This window comes from Salmonella sp. A1325 (assembly GCF_056991255.1).
Genome location: NZ_JAMLWO010000002.1, coordinates 473774 through 496934 on the forward strand (window position 1 = coordinate 473774; position 23161 = coordinate 496934).

Sequence of the window (23161 nt, forward strand, 5' to 3'; positions counted from 1 at the left end):
AAATGCTGTTCCACAGGAAAGTTCATGGCTGTCATTCAAGATATTATCGCTGCGCTCTGGCAACATGATTTTGCCGCGCTGGCGAATCCACACGTTGTTAGCGTCGTCTACTTTGTCATGTTCGCCACGCTATTTTTAGAAAACGGTCTGCTGCCAGCGTCATTCTTACCCGGCGATAGTCTGCTACTACTGGCAGGCGCGTTGATCGCCCAGGATGTGATGCATTTTTTGCCGACGATTGGCATTCTCACCGCCGCGGCCAGTCTCGGCTGCTGGCTAAGTTATATCCAGGGACGCTGGCTCGGTAATACGCGTACCGTCAAAGGCTGGCTGGCGCAGCTTCCGGCAAAATATCATCAGCGCGCCACCTGCATGTTTGACCGTCACGGTTTGTTAGCGTTGCTTGCCGGGCGCTTTCTGGCGTTTGTCCGCACTCTGCTGCCAACAATGGCGGGTATTTCCGGCCTGTCCAACCGCCGGTTTCAGTTTTTTAACTGGTTAAGCGGCCTGCTGTGGGTGACTGTCGTGACCAGCTTCGGCTACGCGCTCAGTATGATCCCGTTTGTTAAGCGCCATGAAGACCAGGTAATGACATTTTTAATGATCCTTCCCGTCGCGCTACTGGTCGCCGGGCTGTTAGGTACGCTGGTCGTGGTGATTAAAAAGAAATACTGTAACGCCTGACGTATCCATAATCGGCCAGGATGGCCCGGTTACGCTTCGTTGACCCGTGGCGGGATGCCCCACTTAGCTCCCTTGCATTGTCCGCATTCTTGCCGCATCTTCGCCCGGCGTAACGCCAAAATAACGTTTAAACTCCCGGCTAAACTGCGATGCGCTCTCATAGCCGACCCGCATCGCCGCGGCGCTGGCCTTCATACCGTCGTGAATCATCATCATTCGCGCTTTATGCAGTCGGTAGCTTTTTAAATACTGCAACGGCGAGGTGCTGGTGACCGCCTTAAAATTATGGTGAAACGCCGACACGCTCATGTTCGCTTCTGCCGCCAGTTGCTCAACATTCAGGTTCTCGGTGTATTTCATTTCGATCTGTTTAAGTACGCGACTGATCAGGCTAAAGTGCGTCTGGCGACTAACCAGTGCAAGCAGCGCCCCGCCGCGCGGTCCCATCAGCACATGATAAAGAATTTCGCGAATAATCTGTTTTCCCAGAATCCGCGCATCCAGCGGGCGCTCCATCACATCCAGCAATCTTTCCACCGCACATAAAATCTCGTCCGACAGCGTGGCGGAGTTAATCCCACTGGCCGCCATCGGCAACTGGAAACGCTCATCTTCGCCAATGTCCATGAGCAACTCTTGCAGTTGCAGCACATCAATGTCGAGCCGAATACCGGCCAGCGGTACCTCCGGCGTCGCCCAGGTCTCGCATTCAAAAGGGAGCGGCACGGTCAGTAAGAGATATTCATTAGCGTCATAACGAAACTTGCGCTTGTTAATATAGCCAATTTTATGGCCGGAAAAGAGAAATATGATGCCAGGCTGATACATGACCGGCGTGCGCGGCCCCGGTTCAACACCATACAACAGACGAATGCCCGCCAGCCGCTCGCTGATTATTTTATCATTATTTTTTAAATGATTAATTTTATCCGCCAACTGTAAGCAAATTGCTTCACGATTCATAACGCGCCATTTTTTCATCAAATTCACTCCGCTGGATTGTGCGCATTTTTAGCGATTTTCTCCAGCATTCTGGAGAAATAGGCAAAACATTGGCAGAAATGTGCATTGAGAGACATCCCTCACAAGACCACAATGATGACCATCAGGCAGACAGCCGCCTGCCCTCTTTTTACCCACATAAGGGAATGAGCAATGAACAATTTCAAATTACATACCCCTACCCGCATTCTGTTTGGTAAAGGCGCTATCGTCGATCTCCGCGATCAGATCCCGCAGGACGCCCGCGTGCTGATTACCTATGGCGGCGGTAGCGTGAAAAAGACCGGCGTACTGGCGCAAGTTCAGGAAGCGTTAAAAGGACTGGATGTTCGGGAGTTTGGCGGTATTGAACCGAACCCGTCCTATGAAACGCTGATGAAGGCCGTGCAGCTTGTGCGCGACGAAAATATTACCTTCCTGCTGGCCGTTGGCGGCGGTTCCGTACTGGACGGCACCAAATTTATCGCCGCAGCGGCGCAGTATACGGACGGCGTCGATCCGTGGCACATTCTGGAAACTGGCGGTACTGAGATTCGTAGCGCAATCCCGATGGGGTCTGTGCTGACCCTACCGGCAACCGGCTCAGAATCGAACGCCGGCGCAGTCATTTCCCGTAAAACCACTGGCGACAAACAGGCCTTCCACTCCTCGTTCGTGCAACCGGTCTTTGCCGTACTGGACCCGGTCTACACCTATACATTGCCGCCGCGCCAGGTTGCGAACGGCGTCGTGGATGCTTTCGTCCATACCGTTGAGCAGTACGTCACTTACCCGGTTAACGGCAAAATTCAGGATCGTTTCGCCGAAGGCATTTTACTCACACTGATCGAAGAAGGTCCCAAAGCGCTGCAAGAGCCTGAAAACTATGACGTCCGCGCTAACGTGATGTGGGCCGCTACTCAGGCGTTAAATGGCTTGATTGGCGCTGGTGTTCCGCAGGACTGGGCGACGCATATGCTGGGCCATGAGCTTACCGCGATGCACGGTCTCGATCATGCCCAGACGCTGGCTATCATTCTGCCTGCGCTATGGAACGAAAAACGAGACGTTAAACGCGCAAAACTCCTGCAATATGCTGAACGTGTATGGAATATCACCGACGGTTCCGACGACGAGCGTATTGATGCCGCCATTGCCGCCACCCGCCGTTTCTTTGAACAGATGGGCGTGCCTACCCACTTGTCCGATTACGGTCTGGATGGCAGCACTATTCCGGCGCTACTGGCTAAACTTGAGGCGCATGGATGCACAAATTTAGGTGAAAATCAGGATATTACGCTGGATGTCAGCCGTCGGATTTATGAAGCGGCGCGCTAAGGTTTTTTCGCCTCTGACTTTCGTTTTTGGCCATTTCGTCCAGACTTAAGTCATTTAGTCTCGCCGGCCCCGACTCCGGCGAGCCAATTAAAAGAGGAACACATCATGGCTAATCCAACCATTATCAGGCTACAGGATGGCAACGTAATGCCACAACTTGGGCTGGGAGTCTGGAAAGCAAGCAATGAAGAGGTGATCGCGGCGATTCATAAAGCGCTGGAGGTGGGCTATCGATCGATTGATACCGCCACAGCATATCAGAATGAAGAAGGCGTCGGCAAAGCGCTAAAAGCAGCGAGCGTGGCGCGGGAAGAGCTGTTTATCACCACCAAGTTGTGGAATGACGATCAAAAACGTCCCCGCGAAGCCCTGCAGGAGAGCCTGAAAAAACTGCAGCTTGATTATCTCGATCTCTATCTGATGCACTGGCCCGTACCGGCTATCGATCACTATGTCGACGCCTGGAAAGGCATGATCGCGCTGCAAAAAGAGGGGCTGGTAAAGAGTATCGGGGTCTGTAACTTTCAGATCCATCACCTCCAGCGTCTGATCGATGAAACCGGCGTTACCCCTGTGATCAACCAGATCGAGCTTCACCCCTTGATGCAACAGCGCCAGCTACATGCGTGGAATGCGACGCATAAAATCCAGACCGAGTCCTGGAGCCCGCTGGCGCAGGGCGGCGAAGGCGTATTCGATCAGAAAGTGATTCGCGAACTGGCGGATAAATACGGCAAAACGCCCGCCCAGATTGTTATTCGCTGGCATCTGGACTGCGGGCTGGTCGTCATTCCGAAATCCGTCACCCCTTCCCGTATCGCGGAAAACTTTGCTGTCTGGGATTTCCGTCTCGATAAAGATGAATTAGGCGAGATCGCAAAACTGGATCAAGGAAAACGCCTCGGCCCCGATCCGGATCAGTTCGGCGGTTAAGCCGGATTTATCGCACGCCATGCCCGACGATGTCGTCGGGCTTTTTTTCATTTCGAAATATTAAGAAACAATTACGCGCATTTAACAGTATATTTCCCCCACACACAAGCGCAGAATTATTCTGATTTTGTGAATATTTATTCATGATTATTATCAATTTACTTAATGTATATAAAATATTTATGGATGTGTGATTGTGGCGGAAAAAAAATCTCAGGGCGTCAAATGGCTCCCATTTATTCTTATTCTGGTTATCGCCGCCGGACTGTGGCAGCTAACGCCCCCTTCCGGGTTAAGCGCGCCGGCCTGGCATTCCGCGATTATTTTTGTCGCGACGATCGCCTCTATCGTGGCGAAAGTGCTGCCTATTGGCGCGGTCGGTATTATTGGTATCACCGTCTTTGCGCTCGCCTCTGCTGCCGGCGACAAAACGGCCAGCGGCGCGATTACCACGGCGTTGAGCGAGCTGAACAGTTCGCTGATCTGGCTTATCGTCGTCGCCTTTATGATTGCCCGTGGGTTTATCAAAACCGGGCTGGGTCGGCGTATCGCCCTACAAATGATCCGTCTGTTAGGTAAACGAACGCTGGGTCTGGCTTATGGTCTGGCGTTTGCCGATCTGATCCTCTCCCCCGCGATGCCCAGTAACACCGCGCGCTGCGGCGGCGTGATTTACCCGATCGCCGACTCGCTGGCGCGCAGCTTTGATTCACATCCGGAAGATGAGTCTCGCAGCAAAATCGGCACCTTTCTGATCACCTGTATTGGCAATGTTAACGACGTCACCGCCGCACTGTTTATGACCGGTTATACGGGTAACCTGCTGGCGGTAAAACTGGCGGCGAACGCCGGCGTTACGTTGAGCTGGGGAAGCTGGTTTATCGCCGCGCTCCTGCCTTGCCTGGTCTCTTTTCTTATCGTCCCGCTGCTGGTCTACTGGCTGACGCGTCCGGAAATTAAACATACGCCGGATGCGCCGGATTTGGCGCGCAAAGAGCTGGCGCAAATGGGCAGTATGACGCGCGGCGAGTGGCTCATGCTGGCGACCGTCGGCGTGTTGCTGGTGCTATGGATTTTTGGCAGCTCGCTCGGCGTGGATGCCACGACGGCCTCTTTTGTCGGTCTCTCGATTTTATTACTGAGCGGCGTGCTCACCTGGGAAGACGTTAAAAGCGAAAAAGGCGCCTGGGATACGTTGATTTGGTTTGCCGCGCTGCTGATGATGGCTAACCAGTTGAAGAAACTAGGATTCACCAGCTGGTTTGGCAACCTGATTGGCGACAGCATCGGCAGTACGATGCATGGAACCAGTTGGATAATCATCCTGCTGCTGCTTAACGCAGCCTATTTTTATACCCACTATTTTTTCGCCAGCGGCAACGCGCAAATCGCCGCGCTGTATGCGGTGTTTCTGGGTGTCGGTCTGCATCTGAATATACCGGCGGCGCCGATGGCGCTTATGCTGGCGTTTACCAGCAGCCTGTACTGCTCTCTTACGCAGTATACCCACGCACGCGGCCCCATTCTATTTGGCGCCGGCTATGTGCCAACGGGCGTCTGGTGGCGAACGGGATTTATTATCAGTCTCTTTAATCAGGCGGTCTTTTTGACAGTCGGCCTCGCATGGTGGAAAGTGTTAGGGTTGTATTAAACGCTTAACGCATCGATAAGCCCTCGGTTAACGGAGAAATGGAATGACCTGCATTTTCTGTCAAATAGTTGAAGGTAAAGCACCTTGTCATAAAGTTTGGGAAGATGAGCATCACCTGGCTTTTTTGTCGATTTTTCCGAATACCGATGGGTTTACCGTAGTGATCCCGAAAAAACATTACCCCAGCTACGCGTTCGATCTACCACCGCAGGCGTTAGCGGACCTGATGCTGGCGACCCAAAAAGTGGCTAAGAAACTGGATAAGGCTTTCCCGGATGTCAGTCGTACGGGAATGTTCTTCGAAGGTTTCGGCGTAGACCATGTGCACAGTAAATTAAGCCCCATGCACGGTACTGGCGATTTAACCCACTGGAAACCGATTGAATCGCGGCAGAATAAATTTTTCGAACAGTATGAAGGATATCTGTCGTCACACGATCATGAACGGGCTGATGACGAAAAACTAGCCGCGCTGGCGGCCAGAATTCGTGAGGCATAAATACGGAGCACTTCTGCCGGATGGTGTTCGGCCTGGGTCGATCTGTGGGCCTGATAAACACAGCGCCATCAGGCAAAATAATCGCTGGATCGCGGCTTCGCCTTATCCAGCCTGACAGGATACCTGTAAAACCGTTTAACGCCCCGCGCCTTTCCCGCGCTTCTTATTCGCAGCAAGCCCCTGCCGCTGATGTTCCACCGGCGTATGCTTGGTCAACGCCGGGCGCGTGTTGCGGTTCTGGCGACGCGCTTCGCGCATCTCTTCAATGGTCGGCGCAGGCACCAGACACTCACGGCGACCGCCAATCAAATGCTTTTTCCCCATCGCTTCCAGCGCCTGGCGAATCAGCGGCCAGTTCGCCGGATCGTGATAACGCAGCAGTGCCTTATGCAGGCGACGTTGCCTGTCTCCCTTCGGCACCACCACATCTTCACTCTTATAACCAATTTTACCCAGCGGGTTTTTGCCGGTGTAATACATGGTGGTCGAATTCGCCAACGGCGACGGGTAGAAGTTCTGCACCTGATCCAAACGGAAGCGGTGGCGCTTGAGCCACAGCGCAAGATTCACCATATCCTCGTCCCGCGTGCCCGGATGTGCGGAGATAAAATACGGGATCAGATACTGCTCTTTTCCGGCCTGTTTAGAGTAAAGGTCAAATAACTCTTTAAAGCGATCGTAGCTGCCCATACCCGGCTTCATCATTTTCGACAGCGGACCTTCTTCAGTATGCTCCGGGGCAATCTTCAGATAGCCGCCCACATGATGGCTCGCCAGCTCTTTAATGTAGCGAGGATCTTCTACGGCGATGTCGTAGCGCACGCCGGAGGCAATTAAGATTTTCTTAATGCCTTTCAGCTCACGGGCGCGGCGATAAAGATTGATCGTCGGCGTATGGTCAGTATCCATATGCGGACAGATATCCGGATAGACGCACGACAGGCGACGACAGGTCTGCTCCGCACGCGGCGACTTACAGCGCAGCATATACATGTTCGCGGTAGGACCGCCCAGATCGGAGATCACGCCGGTAAACCCCGGCACCGTGTCGCGGATCGCTTCGATCTCGTTGATAATAGAGTCTTCCGAGCGGCTCTGAATGATGCGCCCTTCATGTTCAGTGATCGAGCAGAAAGAGCAGCCGCCAAAGCAGCCGCGCATGATATTGATCGAAAAGCGGATCATCTCATAGGCCGGAATACGGGCATTGCCGTAAGCCGGGTGCGGCACACGCTGATACGGCAGCGCAAACACGCTATCCATCTCTTCAGTGGAGAGCGGTATGGCGGGTGGGTTGATCCAGACATAGCGGTCGCCGTGTTTTTGCATCAGCGCCCGCGCGCAGCCAGGGTTAGTTTCGTGATGCAGAATACGCGACGCATGGGCGTACAGCACCTTGTCGCCTTTCACCTTTTCAAAGGATGGCAGCAGGATATAGGTTTTTTCCCACGGCTTCGGACGCGGCGGCTGCACGGTAATCGCTTTAGCTTCCTGCTTTTTCGGCGCGACCGGCTTGTTATCCGCGCACGGCAGATCCTCGCCATAGGGATGGGGAATTGGATCGATTTTACCCGGCGTGTCCAGACGAGTGGAGTCGACGCCGCTCCAGCCAGGCAGAGCTTCTTTAACCATAATCGCAGTGTTACGCACGTCGCGAATCTGATCGATGGTTTCGCCCATTGCCAAACGGTGCGCCACTTCCACCAGCGGACGCTCGCCGTTGCCAAACATCAGCATGTCGGCTTTGGAATCGACTAACACTGAACGACGCACAGTATCAGACCAGTAGTCGTAATGCGCGGTACGACGCAGACTGGCCTCAATGCCGCCGAGGATCACCGGGACGTCTTTCCATGCTTCTTTGCAACGCTGGGTATAGACCAGCGTGGCGCGGTCCGGGCGTTTGCCCGCGACGTTATCCGGGGTGTAGGCGTCATCGTGGCGCAGCTTACGGTCAGCGGTGTAACGGTTGATCATCGAATCCATATTGCCAGCGGTCACGCCGAAGAACAGGTTCGGTTTACCCAGACGCATAAAGTCGTCTTTACTGTTCCAGTCCGGCTGGGCGATGATCCCCACGCGGAAGCCCTGCGCTTCCAGCATACGACCGCAAATCGCCATGCCGAAGCTCGGATGGTCGACGTAGGCGTCTCCGGTTACCAGAATAATGTCGCAGCTATCCCAGCCAAGTTGATCCATCTCTTCACGTGACATCGGCAAAAACGGCGCCGGCCCAAAGCAGGCGGCCCAGTACTGCGGCCAGGAGAAAAGGTCGCGATCCGGTTGGATCAGGGAGATAGCGCTCATATTGCTTCCAAAACGATTGGCAAAAAAATAATCAAAGGTCGGGGATTATAAGCCGTATCTATAGCGAAAATGAAGGAGATTATCGCCTTATATGCAGGGCTGGCGCGAAATAGAAACAACTTTCAACGGCCTGGCCTGAGGTGTTTGAAATTGGTCTTATGAATATCTTCAAATTGGTATGCAATTAATTATACCCACGTCTAAAAACGCAGTATCGCCATAACAACAAAAAGTAAAAAAACATCGCATTATCAGCAATATATAAAAAAACTTCGCTGAATTGCTCACGACACTGTTTTTACCATGACTTTCTTCTGTGAACCAGATCTCTTTCTTTGGTCTATTGATTAAATTAAATTGGCTGACAGAATTCAGGGGATAAAGAACACCATCACCACGCCTTTCCCCAACACAATACCTTACGTATCAGCAGGTTATTAATTAATCAACGATAACCACAGGAATCCCAACCTATAAGGAAGCAGATATGAAAAACACACGTTCATTCACAACATCAGCGGTATTACTGGCCGGCTGTTTGCTACTGGCATTCCCAACGCTCGCCAAAACCACGCTGAAACTGAGCCACAATCAGGATAAAAGCCACGCCGTTCACAAAGCGATGAGCTATCTGGCCGACAAAGCGAAAGCCTATTCGGACGGCGAATTAAATATTCGTATTTACCCCAACGCCACGCTGGGCAACGAACGTGAATCGCTGGAATTGATGAACTCCGGCGCTCTGCAAATGGTGAAAGTCAATGCGGCATCGCTGGAGTCTTTTGCGCCGGAATATAGCGTGTTTAGCCTGCCGTTTTTATTCCGTGACCGCGATCACTACTACAACGTACTGAAAAGCGACTTAGGGAAACGCATTCTCGCGTCCTCCGAAAGCAAAGGCTTCGTCGGCTTAACCTGGTACGACGGCGGCGCCCGCAGTTTTTACGCTGGTAAGCCCATCACTCAACCCGACGATTTAGCCGGTATGAAAATCAGAGTGCAGCAAAGCCCCAGCGCTATCGCGATGGTGAAAGCGCTCGGCGGCGTGCCGACGCCGATGGCGCAAGGCGAACTCTATACCGCGCTCCAGCAAGGCGTGGTCGATGGCGGCGAAAACAACCCCGTGGTTTATGCCGATATGCGTCATGCGGAGGTGGCGAAATTCTATTCCCGCGACGAGCACACGATGGTGCCGGATGTCCTGGTCATCAGTACCAAAGTACTTAACAAATTGAGCGATAAAGAGCGGAAAGCGTTATATAAAGCCGCAGATGAATCCATGCAGCAAATGAAAGACGTCATCTGGCCCGCCGCGGAAAAAGAGGCTTATGAGAGCATGAAGGCCATGAACGCGACTGTTGTTGATATTGATAAATCCGCGTTCAAACAGCGTGTTAAGCCCTTGTTTGATGAGTTCCGCGCAAAAGACGCTCAGTCAGCGAAGGATCTGGAATACATCGAGAATATGTAAATCTGCCGGGCAGGGTTCTCCTGCCCTTTACAGGATGTAATATGCGAATACTCACCAATGCACTGAACAAAATACTGGCCGGGTGCTGCTGTATTATTCTGGCGGTCATGGTTGCCTGCGTATCCTGGCAGGTGGCGGCGCGCTTTATATTCAACGCGCCAAGCAGCACGCTCGACGAATTCACCCAGATTCTTTTTATGTGGATGATTCTGTTAGGCGGCGTCTATACCGCCGGATTAAAAAAACATTTAGCTATCGATTTGTTAGCGCAAAAACTCTCCCGAACGCCCGCCCTCGTGCTCGACAGTATCATTCAGGTGATTATTACCGTGTTCGCGCTGATTTTTATGGTGTACGGCGGTGATATTATTGTTGAAAAAGCGGCGCACGTCAGCCAAATGTCCCCGGTATTAAAATGGCCTATGGATAAAGTCTATTGGGTCATGCCGATTAGCGGCGTCATCCTGGTGTACTACACCATTGTGAACGTTATTGATAATTATCATCAGCGCCATCTTCGCTAACGAGGGATATATGGACTTTGAATATATTTACCCAATAATTGTTTTATTTGGCAGCTTTGCCATTATGCTGGCGGTCGGCGTTCCTATTACATTCGCTATCGGGCTGTCGTCCTTATTCTCAATCCTGATAGCCCTTCCCCCGGATGCGGCAATCTCGGTTATTTCGCAAAAAATGACCGTCGGTCTCGATGGCTTTACGCTGCTGGCGATCCCCTTTTTTGTGTTAGCCGGCAATATCATGAATACCGGGGGAATCGCCCGGCGCCTGGTGAATCTGGCTCAGGCGTTAGTTGGCCGCCTTCCCGGTTCGCTGGCGCACTGCAATATTCTGGCGAACACCCTGTTTGGCGCGATATCCGGCTCGGCGGTCGCTTCTGCGGCCGCGGTGGGCGGCATCATGTCGCCATTACAGGAAAAAGAGGGCTACTCTCCGGCGTTCTCTACGGCGATCAACGTCGCTTCGGCGCCGATTGGCCTGATGATCCCGCCCAGCAACGTGCTAATTGTCTATTCGCTGGCTAGCGGCGGCACCTCTGTCGCCGCCCTGTTTTTGGCGGGCTACCTGCCCGGCATCTTAACCGCGCTGGCTTTAATGACGGTAGCTGCGCTGTATGCCCATCGCCACCATTACCCGGTTGCCGAACGTATCAACCTGCGGCAGTTTCTGTCGGTATTCCGCGATTCGTTGCCCAGCCTGTTGCTGATATTTATTATTATCGGCGGCATTATCGGCGGCGTATTTACGCCAACAGAGGCCTCTGCGATCGCGGTAATCTATAGCCTGGCGCTGGCGGCCATTTATCGAGAAATTAATGTGAGTAAGTTGCGCGATATTCTGCTGGATTCGGTAGTAACCAGCTCTATTGTTCTCTTACTGGTCGGCTGCTCAATGGGAATGTCATGGGCGATGACCAATGCTGATGTTCCTGAACTGATTAATGAAATGATTACCAGCGTGTCCGAAAATAAATGGGTCATCTTGCTGATTATCAATCTCATTTTGTTACTCGTCGGGACGTTTATGGATATTACCCCGGCTATTCTGATCTTTACGCCTATTTTCCTTCCCATTGCTCAACATCTGGGAATCGACCCTGTCCATTTTGGCATTATTATGGTTTTCAATTTAACCATCGGACTGTGTACGCCCCCGGTAGGCACTATTTTGTTCGTCGGTTGCAGTATCGGCAAAATCAGTATTGATAAAGTCGTCAAACCGCTATTACCGATGTTTCTGGCACTCTTTGTGGTCATGGCGATGATTTGCTACTTCCCGCAGTTGAGTCTGCTGCTTCCCACGCTGTTTGCCCCTTCCTGAAAACCCTGACGGGTCTGCGCTATTCAGACCCGTACTCGGACGCTTTACGACGCTGGATTCACCAGCATTTGCCCAATCGAACCGCGGTCAGCCATTTCCAGCGTCTGGCTGTTGAAATAGAACGGGAAGTGCGGCCAGGACGGCTGACCGTAGTAGACCAGCAATTCGACTTGCCCATCCACCCAGACGGTATCTTTCCAGCCTCTATCTTCCGGGAACGGCATAGCGCCGTTGACGTTACGAATCAGGAAAGAGACGCCCTCAATATGGAACGACTGCGGCATATCGGCGCGTACCGTCCAGCGCTCCCAGGTGCCTTGTTGGGCGGTAATATCAATGCGATTCACATCCCACAGTTGGCCGTTAATCCCCGGATCGTCGCCAAGACTGATGTCCCGACTGCGGACAGGCGCGCCGCTCATGATCTCCGTCGGCAACAGACGCATCGGCAGATTATCGGTCACCAGCGGCAGCAATCCGGTTGGCCGTAACGTCAGCACCAGGGTCGAAACCAGAATACTGGAAGGCTCAAAGAAACCGCGAATCCGATCGACTATGCTGGCCGCTTCCCCGCAGGTGATCGAGACTTCGTCGCCGTTGGTCATATCAACCAGGATTTCACGTCGCTCGCCGGGCGCCAGAGACAACTGTTTGACGGAAACCGGCGCAGGTAAAAAGCCCTGATCGCCTGAAATCACATGCAGCGCCCGGCCATCGCTCATCTGAAGCTGATAGCGCCGCGAGTTCGAGGCGTTCAACAACCGTAACCGCACCCAGCCGCGGGACACTTCGACATAGGGGCTTTGCGCGCCGTTCACCAGCAGCGTATCGCCGACAAAACCACCGCTTCCCGGTTCGCTGTACTCCGGCGTCCCAAAGTTATCCAGCCGCTTATCCTGGATAATGACGGGAAAATCATCCACGCCGTAATGGTTCGGAATGGGCAGCGTTTTACTGATGTCGTCTTCGACCAGCCACATTCCGGCCAGGCCGTTATACACCTGCTGCGCAGTGCGGTTAGGCGTGTTAGCGTGATACCACAGCGTCGCGGCGCTCTGACGAATCGGCAACACCGGCGCCCAGTCCGCGTTCGGCGACATCATACGCGCCGGGCCACCCATCAGCGGCCCCGGCACCAGTAAACCAGCAACCGTCATGGAGACATTTTCCGCCAGGCGGTTGCTATAGATGAGTTTAACGTCATCGCCTTTCCAGACGCGGATTGTCGGCCCCAGATAACGACCGTTCACTCCCCAGACCGGCGCGCGCGTGCCTTGCGTAAAGGACCAGTGCGCTCGCTGTAGCGTCATAAACAACGGCTGCCCGCGACGGGACTCCAGCAACGGCGGAACAGGCAACGGCTGTTGCTGACCGGCAGCATTCGCCCTGAGGGGAATCGCGCCTGCACATAGTGCGATTCCCGATGCCTGAAGAAACTGACGCCGACTGAATGACATATAAGCTCCATGTAAAACAGGCTAAAGAGTTGTGCCTGAAAAAATGATTTCTACAATAACAGAGTAAGGCTGCTTAAACCTTACCGGTCGCTTCACGTTCCGCAACCTCTTTATCAAGTTCCGCGATTTTTTGCTCCATTAACGCACGGCAGTGGGCCGCCAGCTCGCGAACCTGATCTTTACCATATTCGCTGACGTCGACTGGCGGCAGCATTTCCACAATAACCAGTCCGTTGTTCAGGCGGTTTAGATTGACTTTGTTAGAGGTGTTGGAAACGCAGACAGGAATGATCGGCACACCAGCCGCGATAGCCGCATGAAACGCGCCGGTTTTAAACGGCAGCAGACCGCGTCCCCGGCTACGCGTACCTTCAGGGAACATCCAGATAGAAATACGGCGCTTTTTAAAATGGTTAACCACTGCCGCAATGGTGCTATGCGCTTTGGCGCGGTTATTACGGTCAATCAACAGATTACCGGTCAGCCAGTACAGTTGCCCAAAAAACGGGATCCAAAGCAGGCTTTTTTTCCCCACCGTCACCGTTGGCGGCTGCACAATATTCGACGCCGTGACCATATCATAATTATTCTGATGGTTAGCAATGTAGATAGCATTGCCATAATTTTCCGCGTCGGCGGGTTTGCGGCACTCCACTTTCAGGCCAAACAGCGGGGCCAGACGGCCGAACATATGCCCAAACGTCGCCACGTGTTTTGGGTTACGTGGGCTGAAAAGGCAGTAAATAGAACCGAAAACACAGACCAGAATGGAGTAAATAACGGTAACAATAAGACGAAAAATATATAGCATAACAACCTCTGAAGGCCTAAGAGCCCGGCATTCTACGTCACCTGAAATTCAGGTTAGGATTTTGGTAAGTGTGGCTCTCTGGAAAAACGTATTGTTAATCGCAATGCACGAATAAACAACGGTTTTACGGGAAATTTTAATGTTAATCCGATCTGAAACCGTAGGCCGGATAAGACGCTACTGCGTCGTCATCCGGCAACGGCAGAGCGCCGGATGGCGGCTTAAATGCCTTGTCCGGCCTACGGGTGCCTCTGTCTTACTCTTCGCTGTCGCCATGACTTACGCGATGCGGTGAATCAATCTCAATGCGATCGATACGCTGCAGGCCGCGCATTAATGTGCCACGGCGTCCGCGTTCGCCGACCACCTTTTGTAACTCTTCAGGGCGCAGTTTGATTTTGCGCTTCCCGACATGGATAGTCAGAGTGCTTTGTGGCGGCAGCACGTACAGGTGCGCCAGTCCATCATCGCCTTTTGCCGCTTCCGCAGAGGGGATATTAATGATCTTATTCCCTTTGCCTTTCGACAGCTGCGGCAGAGAGTCAACCGGGAACATCAACATCCGTCCGGCCTGGGTAATCGCCAGCAGCATATCGTGCTCGTCTTCAATCACCAGCGGCGGCATGACGTGCGCATTTTCCGGCAGTGTAATCAACGCTTTACCGGCACGGTTACGGGCAACCAGATCGTTAAACGTACAAACGAAGCCATAGCCCGCATCCGACGCCATCAGCAGTTTCTGGTCATCGCCTTCCATCAGCATATGCTCTACGGTCGCCCCCGGCGGCAGCGTGAGTTTGCCGGTCAGCGGTTCGCCCTGCCCGCGCGCCGACGGAAGCGTAATGGGATCAATGGCATAGCTGCGACCGGTGGTATCAATAAACACCACCGGTTGATTGCTCTTACCTTTCACCGCGGCTTTAAAGCTATCGCCCGCTTTATAGTTAAGCCCCGGCGCATCAATATCATGACCTTTGGCGCTGCGCACCCAGCCCATCTGCGACAGCACGATAGTCACCGGTTCGGACGGCAGCATATCGTGTTCGCTCATCGCTTTAGCTTCTTCGCGCTCACGCAGCGGAGAACGGCGATCGTCGCCATAGGCATCGGAATCTGCCTGTAGCTCTTTTTTCAGCAAGGTATTCATTTTGCGTTCGGACGCGAGAATGCCCTGCAACTGGTCCCGCTCTTTTTCCAGCTCGTCCTGCTCACCGCGAATTTTCATCTCTTCCAGTTTGGCGAGATGACGCAGTTTCAGTTCGAGAATCGCTTCCGCCTGAGTTTCGCTGATGCCGAAACGCGACATCAGCGCGGGTTTCGGCTCATCCTCGTTACGGATAATCTCAATCACTTCGTCGATGTTGAGAAACGCCACCAGCAAACCTTCGAGGATATGCAGGCGCTTAAGCACTTTCTCCAGACGATAGTTCAGACGACGACGCACCGTGTCGCGGCGGAACGCCAGCCACTCGGTGAGGATCTCCAGCAGGTTTTTCACCGCCGGACGACCATCCAGACCGATCATGTTCAGGTTAATACGGTAGCTTTTTTCCAGATCGGTGGTGGCGAACAGATGGTTCATCACCTGTTCCATATCCACACGGTTGGAGCGCGGGACAATCACTAAACGCGTCGGGTTTTCGTGATCCGATTCATCGCGCAGATCGTCTACCATCGGCAGTTTTTTATTACGCATCTGCGCAGCAATCTGTTCCAGCACTTTCGCGCCAGAGACCTGATGCGGCAGCGCGGAAATTACCACGGCGCCGTCTTCTTTGGTCCATACCGCGCGCATACGCACGGAGCCACGCCCGTTTTCGTAAATTTTACGAATTTCCGCACGTGGGGTAATGATCTCCGCTTCGGTCGGGTAATCCGGCCCCTGGACGATATCCAGCAACTGATCCAGCGTCGTTTTCGGCTGCTCAATCAGCGTAATCGCCGCTTTCGCCACTTCGCGCAGGTTGTGCGGCGGGATATCTGTTGCCATCCCCACCGCAATACCGGTGGTGCCGTTCAGCAGGATGTTCGGCAGACGCGCCGGTAACATTTTCGGTTCCTGCATCGTGCCGTCGAAGTTTGGCACCCAGTCCGCCGTCCCCTGACCGAGTTCGCTTAACAGCAGCTCGGCGTATTTGGACAGGCGAGATTCGGTATAACGCATTGCCGCGAATGACTTCGGATCATCCGGCGCGCCCCAGTTCCCCTGGCCATCGACCAGCGGGTAACGGTAAGAGAACGGCTGCGCCATCAGCACCATGGCTTCATAGCAGGCGCTGTCGCCGTGCGGATGATACTTACCCAGTACGTCACCGACGGTACGGGCGGATTTTTTAAATTTAGCGCTGGCGTTCAGCCCCAGCTCTGACATCGCATAGACGATGCGGCGCTGTACCGGCTTCAGGCCGTCGCCAATAAACGGCAACGCACGATCCATGATCACGTACATGGAGTAGTTTAAGTAGGCGTTTTCCGTAAATTCATGTAGCGCAAGGCGCTCTGCCATATCGCTCATTAACAGGGGATCCTCAATCTGCATGCTGACCGTTCGGACGGCAATATTGCCGCAGATAATACCCTATCTCACGGTCTGAGTCACAAACCGTGAGACAGGTTGCGAGGAAGTTAACGAAGCGGCAGATAGATATCCGTCAGCAGCTCATGTTCCGCCACCTCATGGACGAAATTCAGGTACTGGAAGAAGACCGGAAAATCGCGCAGCGTCTCACCGCTGGCGGGTAGCCATTCGCGGAATAAATACCACACGCTCTCCGGGAGGCTGTCGAGCGATCCCTGATGGCGCACCACCGCGCAGCGCCCGCCAGGAATCTCGCTATTCACCACGCCAACGTCATTTTCGGCTATCGGCTGGCGGACGCTGCCGCAGATATCAAAGCGGAATTGATCCGGCGGCGTCGTCTGCGGGTCGTGCCAGGCAATACCAAAAGTTTGACTGCTGGCAATCGGCGACTGCCCCGTTTCGCGCCGCCATGCAATAAATTTCGCCGCGCTGGCGTTGACCTTATCCGGATGCCCCAGATGCGTCAGCATCGCGACGCGGGTAGGTGGAAATTCAACGATTTTTACGTCCATGACATGCTGCTCCTGTAACGCAAGTTTAGGAACGCGCTGGTGCCAGGCCAGCCAGTCCGGCGATTGCCGAAACCGGCGCGGGCTTTGACCAAACGCGGTTTTGAAAGCACGTGTGAACGACTCCGGATTCTGAAACCCGGCATCCAGCGCGATATCGATAACTTTATCCTGCGGGTTAAACGCCAGCCGCCATGACGCGCGGCGCAAACGCAACCACTGGATATAGCGATAGAGCGGAAGCCCGCTCCAGACGGTAAACTGCCGGTGAAAATGAAACGGCGAGCTGTGCGCCATCCGGCTTAACACCTCAAGCGACAGAGGCTCATCCAGATGACGCTCAATGTGGTCGCAAACGCGCCGCAGACGTTCGGAATAAGCCGCGCTGATCAGGTCATTCATCACTGCCTCCTTGTGGCCTATTCTGCCCACCGGGCGGCTGTGAATCCTGACCGCTCTTGCGCAATGTGGGATTACGGATTCACTTTACGAATCTGTTTTACGTCGATTTCGACAGAGTTCCAGTCTTTATCCACTTCGCCCTGAATTTCAACGGTATCCTGCGGGGTTACGGTCAGGCCGTTCCAGCGCTTGTGGTCAATATCCACATTGATAGTACCGGTCGCATCTTTAAACACATACAGGTCGTCGGAAATGCGCTCGACGATATTCCCGCGCAGCGTTACCCACGCATCGTCACGCAGCGATTTAGCGCTCTCTACCGTCGTGCTGCTGCCGTTCGGGCCGACAAATCCGCCGCCTTGCGTTTGCGTCGCCGACGGGCCGGAGAAACCACCCTGCTGAGCCGCCAGAACCGGGGTAGAACACAGTGCCATAACGGCAACGATTGCAGCTAATTTTTTCATGATTACTTTTCCCTTTCATGTCGTTTCAGATCCATTTAATAAGGTAATCCTTAACAACTTCTTAAGGCAAAAAAAGAATCTTTTTTTCTGTACATCGCCTGCGGCGACAAGGTTAACTGACGACAACGCGAGTTACCGCAAGGAAGAACAGATGCGAATTTTACTGGTAGAAGATGACACACTTATTGGCGATGGCATAAAAGCGGGCCTGAGTAAAATGGGTTTCAGCGTCGACTGGTTTACCGAGGGACGTCCGGGCAAAGAGGCGCTTTACAGCGCGCCTTATGATGCGGTTATTTTAGATTTGACGCTGCCAGGAATGGACGGACGGGATATTTTGCGCGAATGGCGCGAAAAGGGTAAACAGGAACCGGTACTGATCCTGACGGCGCGCGACGCGTTAGCAGAGCGCGTCGAGGGGCTACGTCTGGGCGCCGATGACTATTTATGTAAACCTTTCGCGCTCATTGAGGTCGCCGCCCGTCTGGAGGCGCTGGTGCGCCGCGCCAGCGGTCAGGCCAGTAGCGAATTGCGCCACGGCCAGGTGACGCTCAATCCAGGCAATCTCGTCGCGACGCTTGCCGGCGAACCGCTGGCCTTAAAACCAAAAGAGTTCGCGTTGCTGGAACTCTTACTGCGCAACAAAGGTCGCGTGCTGCCGCGCAAGCTTATTGAAGAGAAGCTGTATAACTGGGATGACGACGTGTCCAGCAATGCAGTGGAAGTCCATGTTCATCATTTACGCCGCAAGCTCGGCAGCGAATTTATTCGCACCGTACACGGCATCGGCTACACCCTGGGTGACGCATGAAATTGACGCAACGTCTCAGCCTGCGCGTCAGGCTGACGCTTATTTTCCTGATTCTGGTCTCCATCACTTGGGCAATTTCCAGTTTTGTGGCCTGGAGAAAGACGACGGATAATGTCGACGAGCTGTTTGACACACAGTTGATGTTGTTCGCCAGACGGCTTAGCACCCTCGATCTTAACGAGATCAACGCCCCGCAGCGCATGGCGCATACGCCAAAGAAATTAAAACATGGGCATATCGATGACGATGCGCTGGCGTTCGCCATCTTTTCCGCTGATGGCAAAATGTTGCTGCATGATGGCGACAACGGCCAGGATATTCCGTATCGCTATCGCCGGGAAGGTTTCGACAATGGCTATCTGAAGGATGACAACGACCTCTGGCGTTTTTTGTGGTTGAACTCGGTGGACGGTAAGTATCGTATCGTCGTCGGTCAGGAGTGGGATTACCGCGAAGATATGGCGCTGGCGATCGTGGCGGCGCAATTAACGCCGTGGCTGATCGCCCTTCCCTTCATGCTGCTGATTTTATTACTCCTGCTTCACCGCGAGCTCAGACCGTTGAAAAAACTGGCGCAGGCGCTACGCTTCCGGTCGCCGGAATCGGAAACGCCGCTCGACGCCAAAGGCGTACCGAGCGAGGTTCGCCCACTGGTCGAAGCGCTTAATCAGCTTTTTAGCCGCATCCACTCCATGATGGTGCGCGAACGGCGATTTACCTCCGACGCCGCCCATGAATTGCGCAGCCCGCTGGCCGCGCTGAAAGTACAAACCGAGGTGGCGCAGCTCTCGGGCGACGATCCGCTATCGCGTGATAAAGCGCTGACCCAGCTCCATGCGGGGATCGATCGCGCCACGCGGCTGGTCGATCAGCTACTGACGTTATCGCGTCTCGACTCGCTCAATAATTTGCAGGATGTAGCGGAGATTTCGCTGGAAGAGCTGCTGCAGTCCGCGGTAATGGATATTTATCATCCGGCGCAGCAGGCGAATATCGACGTGCGTTTACAGCTTAACGCCCATGACGTCATACGTACCGGTCAGCCGCTACTTTTAAGCCTGTTAGTGCGTAACCTGCTGGATAATGCGATTCGCTACAGTCCGCAGGGCAGCGTCGTCGACGTTACCTTACATGCCCGCAGCTTCACCGTCAGAGATAATGGCCCCGGCGTAGCGCCAGAGATTCTGACGCATATCGGCGAGCGTTTTTACCGCCCGCCAGGCCAAAGTGTGACCGGCAGCGGTCTGGGATTATCAATCGTCCGCCGCATCGCTACGCTACACGGCATGACGGTGTCGTTTGGCAACGCCGCGGAAGGTGGATTTGAGGCCGTAGTAAGTTGGTAACAGAGACTTTTGCCAAAAACGCAAAAGACTTTGCACATTTTGCTAATTTCACCGCACCGCCCGTCAGCGTAGAATCAGCAGCAAACGCATTTCTTGAGGACACAAAATGAGTAACATCCTGATTATCAACGGGGCGAAAAAATTCGCGCACTCCAACGGCCAGTTAAATGACACCCTGACCGAAGTTGCCGATGGGCTTCTGCGCGATCTGGGTCATCAGGTTAAGATCGTCCGTGCCGACAGCGACTATGACATTAAAGAAGAGGTGCAGAATTTCGTCTGGGCTGACGTGGTGATTTGGCAGATGCCAGGCTGGTGGATGGGCGCGCCATGGACAGTAAAAAAATATATGGATGATGTCTTTACCGAAGGTCACGGCACGCTCTATGCCAGCGATGGCCGCACGCGTTCCGATGCCGCTAAAAAGTACGGTTCCGGCGGTCTGGTGCAGGGGAAAAAATATATGCTGTCACTGACGTGGAACGCGCCGATGGAAGCATTTACCGAAAAAGATCAGTTTTTCCACGGCGTAGGCGTAGATGGCGTCTATCTGCCATTCCATAAAGCCAACCAGTTTCTGGGCATGGACGCGCTGCCAACGTTTATTGCCAACGACGTGATTAAAATGCCGGATGTTCCGCGCTATACCGCAGAATATCGCAAGCATCTGAGCGAAATTTTTGCTTAACTGGTCATCCTGGAATTAGAAGGAGTTAACCATGCTTACCGTCATTGCCGAAATTCGCACGCGTCCGGGCCAACATCACCGTCAGGCCGTCCTCGATCAGTTTGCGAAAATTATTCCAACCGTTCTTAAAGAAGAGGGGTGCCACGGTTACGCGCCGATGGTGGATCATGCCGCGGGCGTGAGTTTTCAGACTCTGGCACCTGACTCGATCGTGATGATTGAACAGTGGGAAAGCGTTGCGCACCTTGAGGCGCATCTGCAAACCCCGCATATGAAAGCCTATAGCGACGCGGTAAAAGACGATGTGCTGGAAATGAATATTCGTATTCTGGAATCCGGCGTTTAAGTTATTACCCTCGTCTGGCGTCTCCCTGATGCGATGCGCAAGTGTCGCCATCAGGCTGCGGCGTCATGTCGAATTCGCTTATCCGGCCTGCGGCGCGCAGACCGGATAAAGCGTGCAACAACCGTTACACGTCGAGATCCGCGAGATCGCCTTTTTCCTGTAGCCAGTTGCGTCGATCTTCAGAACGTTTCTTCGCCAGCAGCATATCCATCATCGCGTTAGTTCGCTGATCGTCTTCATCGCTAATGGTGAGCTGCACCAGGCGGCGAGTATTTGGATCAAGCGTGGTTTCGCGTAACTGCATTGGGTTCATTTCACCCAGGCCTTTGAAACGTTGTACGTTCGGCTTGCCTTTCTTACGCTTCAGTTGTTCCAGTACGCCCGCCTTCTCTTCTTCCGTCAGCGCGTAATAGACCTCTTTACCCAAATCGATACGGTATAGCGGCGGTAGCGCGACGTAGACATGACCATTCTTCACCAGCGCGCGGAAATGTCTGACAAACAGCGCGCAAAGCAGCGTAGCGATATGCAAACCATCGGAGTCCGCATCCGCCAGGATACAGATCTTGCCGTAGCGCAGCTGACTCAGATCGTCGCTGTCCGGATCGATACCGATCGCCACGGAAATATCATGCACTTCCTGCGAGGCCAGCACTTCATCGGAAGAAACTTCCCAGGTGTTAAGGATCTTACCTTTGAGCGGCATGATCGCCTGATATTCGCGATCGCGCGCCTGCTTGGCGGAACCGCCCGCCGAATCCCCTTCTACAAGGAACAGCTCGGTCCGATTAAGATCCTGCGCGGTACAGTCCGCCAGTTTCCCCGGCAACGCCGGACCGCTGGTGAGCTTTTTGCGCACCACTTTTTTTGCGGCGCGCAGTCGCCGCTGCGCGCTGGCAATCGCCATCTCTGCCAGTTGTTCCGCCGCCTGCACGTTCTGGTTCAGCCACAGGCTGAAGGCATCTTTCACCACGCCGGAAACAAATGCCGCACATTGACGCGACGACAGACGCTCTTTGGTCTGCCCGGCAAATTGCGGGTCCTGCATTTTCACGGAGAGCACATAAGCGCAGCGATCCCAGATATCTTCCGCCGACAGTTTGACGCCGCGCGGCAGAATATTGCGGTATTCGCAAAATTCGCGCATCGCGTCGAGCAGGCCCTGGCGCAGACCGTTGACGTGCGTCCCCCCCTGCATGGTCGGGATCAGGTTGACGTAGCTTTCCGTCAGTAATTCGCCGCCTTCCGGCAGCCACAATAGCGCCCAGTCAACCGCTTCCGTTTCACCGTTAAAATTACCGATAAACGGCTTTTCCGGCAGCGTCGGCAGGCCATTTACCGCTTCGCCCAGATAATCGTTCAGGCCATCCTGGTAGCACCAGCGCTGCTCGCTGTTATTCACTTCATCTTTAAAAGTGATTTCCACGCCGGGACACAGCACCGCTTTTGCTTTCAGAACGTGCATTAAGCGAGAGACAGAAAAACGCGGGCTGTCGAAGAAACTTTCGTCCGGCCAGAAATGGACGCTGGTGCCAGTATTACGTTTACCGCAGGTGCCGACAACCTGCAAATCCTGCACTTTTTCGCCGTTTTCAAACGCGATGTTATAGACCTGACCGTCGCGGCGCACGGTCACTTCCACGCGCTTTGACAGGGCATTCACTACCGAAATCCCCACCCCATGCAGACCACCAGAGAACTGATAGTTCTTATTGGAGAATTTACCGCCGGCATGAAGTCGACAGAGGATCAGTTCTACCGCCGGAACCCCCTCTTCCGGATGGATATCCACCGGCATCCCGCGTCCGTCGTCAATCACTTCCAGCGATTGATCGGCATGTAAAATGACATCCACGCGTTTGGCGTGACCTGCCAGTGCTTCATCCACACTATTATCAATCACTTCCTGACCCAAATGGTTGGGGCGGGTCGTATCGGTGTACATCCCCGGGCGGCGGCGTACCGGCTCAAGCCCAGTGAGTACCTCAATGGCATCAGCGTTATAAGTTTGCGTCATGGTTTAATTAGCAATTCGAATTG

19 protein-coding genes and 1 pseudogene are annotated in these 23161 nt (G+C 53.7%); 12 read left to right on the top strand and 8 right to left on the bottom strand.

The window, feature by feature from the left end:
- The first annotated feature begins 24 nt into the window (after positions 1–24).
- Positions 25–684 (top strand): DedA family general envelope maintenance protein YghB, encoded by a 660-nt coding sequence (yghB, locus tag NAZ64_RS06215; protein WP_000268441.1) that lies wholly within the window; start codon positions 25–27, stop codon positions 682–684.
- A gap of 63 nt (positions 685–747) precedes the next feature.
- Here yghB and NAZ64_RS06220 read toward each other — a convergent pair whose 3' ends face one another.
- Positions 748–1647: an AraC family transcriptional regulator gene (locus NAZ64_RS06220; protein WP_001078198.1), complete on the bottom strand. Its 900-nt coding sequence runs from the start codon at positions 1645–1647 to the stop codon at positions 748–750.
- 192 nt (positions 1648–1839) lie between these two features.
- On the opposite strand from NAZ64_RS06220, the gene yqhD reads away from it, so the two are divergent.
- From yqhD to NAZ64_RS06240, 4 genes and pseudogenes are all read left to right on the top strand, one after another.
- Positions 1840–3003, top strand: a complete 1164-nt coding sequence (gene yqhD, locus NAZ64_RS06225; protein ID WP_001058720.1) for an alcohol dehydrogenase — start codon at positions 1840–1842, stop codon at positions 3001–3003.
- Between the two features lie 105 nt (positions 3004–3108).
- Positions 3109–3936, top strand: coding sequence for a 2,5-didehydrogluconate reductase DkgA (gene dkgA, locus NAZ64_RS06230; RefSeq protein ID WP_000013100.1), 828 nt, complete (start codon positions 3109–3111; stop codon positions 3934–3936).
- 165 nt (positions 3937–4101) lie between these two features.
- A pseudogene (locus NAZ64_RS06235) lies at positions 4102–5587 on the top strand (DASS family sodium-coupled anion symporter).
- Positions 5588–5630: 43 nt separating this feature from the next.
- On the top strand, positions 5631–6086 hold the full coding sequence (locus NAZ64_RS06240; protein WP_000128242.1) for an HIT family protein: 456 nt from the start codon (positions 5631–5633) through the stop codon (positions 6084–6086).
- Between the two features lie 135 nt (positions 6087–6221).
- Here the strand turns inward: NAZ64_RS06240 and NAZ64_RS06245 are convergent, their stop codons facing one another.
- Positions 6222–8393, bottom strand: coding sequence for a YgiQ family radical SAM protein (locus NAZ64_RS06245; protein WP_001274469.1), 2172 nt, complete (start codon positions 8391–8393; stop codon positions 6222–6224).
- Between the two features lie 487 nt (positions 8394–8880).
- Here NAZ64_RS06245 and NAZ64_RS06250 point away from each other — a divergent pair, with 487 nt between their 5' ends.
- From NAZ64_RS06250 to NAZ64_RS06260, 3 genes are read left to right on the top strand one after another with little or no spacing between them, the layout of a single operon-like run.
- Positions 8881–9864 carry a TRAP transporter substrate-binding protein gene (locus NAZ64_RS06250; RefSeq protein ID WP_000799371.1) on the top strand — a complete coding sequence of 328 codons (984 nt, stop codon included), beginning with the start codon at positions 8881–8883 and terminating at the stop codon, positions 9862–9864.
- Positions 9865–9905: 41 nt separating this feature from the next.
- Complete coding sequence (locus NAZ64_RS06255) at positions 9906–10388, top strand: TRAP transporter small permease (protein ID WP_001221828.1); 483 nt, start codon at positions 9906–9908, stop codon at positions 10386–10388.
- Positions 10389–10398: 10 nt separating this feature from the next.
- Entirely contained in the window at positions 10399–11706 is a 1308-nt protein-coding gene (locus NAZ64_RS06260) for a TRAP transporter large permease (protein WP_000345261.1), read from the top strand.
- Positions 11707–11750: 44 nt separating this feature from the next.
- Here the strand turns inward: NAZ64_RS06260 and ftsP are convergent, their stop codons facing one another.
- The 5 genes from ftsP to NAZ64_RS06285 all read right to left on the bottom strand — a co-directional run bounded on the left by ftsP (position 11751) and on the right by NAZ64_RS06285 (position 17930).
- Entirely contained in the window at positions 11751–13163 is a 1413-nt protein-coding gene (ftsP, locus tag NAZ64_RS06265) for a cell division protein FtsP (protein WP_000010658.1), read from the bottom strand.
- Positions 13164–13236: 73 nt separating this feature from the next.
- Positions 13237–13974 (bottom strand): 1-acylglycerol-3-phosphate O-acyltransferase, encoded by a 738-nt coding sequence (gene plsC / locus NAZ64_RS06270; RefSeq protein ID WP_023262773.1) that lies wholly within the window; start codon positions 13972–13974, stop codon positions 13237–13239.
- A gap of 256 nt (positions 13975–14230) precedes the next feature.
- The gene (gene parC, locus NAZ64_RS06275; protein ID WP_001281853.1) at positions 14231–16489 is read right to left on the bottom strand and encodes a DNA topoisomerase IV subunit A; all 2259 of its coding nucleotides are present in this window, start codon (positions 16487–16489) and stop codon (positions 14231–14233) included.
- Positions 16490–16599: 110 nt separating this feature from the next.
- Positions 16600–17466, bottom strand: coding sequence for an AraC family transcriptional regulator (locus NAZ64_RS06280; protein ID WP_024797617.1), 867 nt, complete (start codon positions 17464–17466; stop codon positions 16600–16602).
- A 71-nt stretch (positions 17467–17537) separates the two neighbouring features.
- Complete coding sequence (locus NAZ64_RS06285; RefSeq protein WP_000731552.1) at positions 17538–17930, bottom strand: YgiW/YdeI family stress tolerance OB fold protein; 393 nt, start codon at positions 17928–17930, stop codon at positions 17538–17540.
- Between the two features lie 151 nt (positions 17931–18081).
- Between NAZ64_RS06285 and qseB the strand changes: the two genes are divergently transcribed.
- The 4 genes from qseB to NAZ64_RS06305 all read left to right on the top strand — a co-directional run bounded on the left by qseB (position 18082) and on the right by NAZ64_RS06305 (position 21121).
- Entirely contained in the window at positions 18082–18741 is a 660-nt protein-coding gene (gene qseB, locus NAZ64_RS06290) for a quorum sensing response regulator transcription factor QseB (RefSeq protein WP_001221574.1), read from the top strand.
- Positions 18738–20087: a quorum sensing histidine kinase QseC gene (qseC, locus tag NAZ64_RS06295; RefSeq protein WP_000779334.1), complete on the top strand. Its 1350-nt coding sequence runs from the start codon at positions 18738–18740 to the stop codon at positions 20085–20087. The genes qseB and qseC overlap by 4 nt, the downstream gene beginning before the upstream one ends.
- A 106-nt stretch (positions 20088–20193) precedes the next feature.
- The gene (locus tag NAZ64_RS06300; protein ID WP_000065416.1) at positions 20194–20775 is read left to right on the top strand and encodes an NAD(P)H-dependent oxidoreductase; all 582 of its coding nucleotides are present in this window, start codon (positions 20194–20196) and stop codon (positions 20773–20775) included.
- 31 nt (positions 20776–20806) lie between these two features.
- Positions 20807–21121, top strand: a complete 315-nt coding sequence (locus tag NAZ64_RS06305; RefSeq protein ID WP_000958587.1) for a putative quinol monooxygenase — start codon at positions 20807–20809, stop codon at positions 21119–21121.
- Between the two features lie 124 nt (positions 21122–21245).
- Here the strand turns inward: NAZ64_RS06305 and parE are convergent, their stop codons facing one another.
- Positions 21246–23138 carry a DNA topoisomerase IV subunit B gene (parE, locus tag NAZ64_RS06310; protein WP_000195318.1) on the bottom strand — a complete coding sequence of 631 codons (1893 nt, stop codon included), beginning with the start codon at positions 23136–23138 and terminating at the stop codon, positions 21246–21248.
- Between the last annotated feature and the right edge of the window lie 23 nt (positions 23139–23161).

Coding starts and splice junctions, on each gene's coding strand:
- yghB (WP_000268441.1), top strand. CDS start 25: ATGGCTGTCATTCAAGATATTATCGCTGCGCTCTGGCAACATGATTTT.
- NAZ64_RS06220 (WP_001078198.1), bottom strand. CDS start 1,647: ATGAATCGTGAAGCAATTTGCTTACAGTTGGCGGATAAAATTAATCAT.
- yqhD (WP_001058720.1), top strand. CDS start 1,840: ATGAACAATTTCAAATTACATACCCCTACCCGCATTCTGTTTGGTAAA.
- dkgA (WP_000013100.1), top strand. CDS start 3,109: ATGGCTAATCCAACCATTATCAGGCTACAGGATGGCAACGTAATGCCA.
- NAZ64_RS06240 (WP_000128242.1), top strand. CDS start 5,631: ATGACCTGCATTTTCTGTCAAATAGTTGAAGGTAAAGCACCTTGTCAT.
- NAZ64_RS06245 (WP_001274469.1), bottom strand. CDS start 8,393: ATGAGCGCTATCTCCCTGATCCAACCGGATCGCGACCTTTTCTCCTGG.
- NAZ64_RS06250 (WP_000799371.1), top strand. CDS start 8,881: ATGAAAAACACACGTTCATTCACAACATCAGCGGTATTACTGGCCGGC.
- NAZ64_RS06255 (WP_001221828.1), top strand. CDS start 9,906: ATGCGAATACTCACCAATGCACTGAACAAAATACTGGCCGGGTGCTGC.
- NAZ64_RS06260 (WP_000345261.1), top strand. CDS start 10,399: ATGGACTTTGAATATATTTACCCAATAATTGTTTTATTTGGCAGCTTT.
- ftsP (WP_000010658.1), bottom strand. CDS start 13,163: ATGTCATTCAGTCGGCGTCAGTTTCTTCAGGCATCGGGAATCGCACTA.
- plsC (WP_023262773.1), bottom strand. CDS start 13,974: ATGCTATATATTTTTCGTCTTATTGTTACCGTTATTTACTCCATTCTG.
- parC (WP_001281853.1), bottom strand. CDS start 16,489: ATGAGCGATATGGCAGAGCGCCTTGCGCTACATGAATTTACGGAAAAC.
- NAZ64_RS06280 (WP_024797617.1), bottom strand. CDS start 17,466: ATGAATGACCTGATCAGCGCGGCTTATTCCGAACGTCTGCGGCGCGTT.
- NAZ64_RS06285 (WP_000731552.1), bottom strand. CDS start 17,930: ATGAAAAAATTAGCTGCAATCGTTGCCGTTATGGCACTGTGTTCTACC.
- qseB (WP_001221574.1), top strand. CDS start 18,082: ATGCGAATTTTACTGGTAGAAGATGACACACTTATTGGCGATGGCATA.
- qseC (WP_000779334.1), top strand. CDS start 18,738: ATGAAATTGACGCAACGTCTCAGCCTGCGCGTCAGGCTGACGCTTATT.
- NAZ64_RS06300 (WP_000065416.1), top strand. CDS start 20,194: ATGAGTAACATCCTGATTATCAACGGGGCGAAAAAATTCGCGCACTCC.
- NAZ64_RS06305 (WP_000958587.1), top strand. CDS start 20,807: ATGCTTACCGTCATTGCCGAAATTCGCACGCGTCCGGGCCAACATCAC.
- parE (WP_000195318.1), bottom strand. CDS start 23,138: ATGACGCAAACTTATAACGCTGATGCCATTGAGGTACTCACTGGGCTT.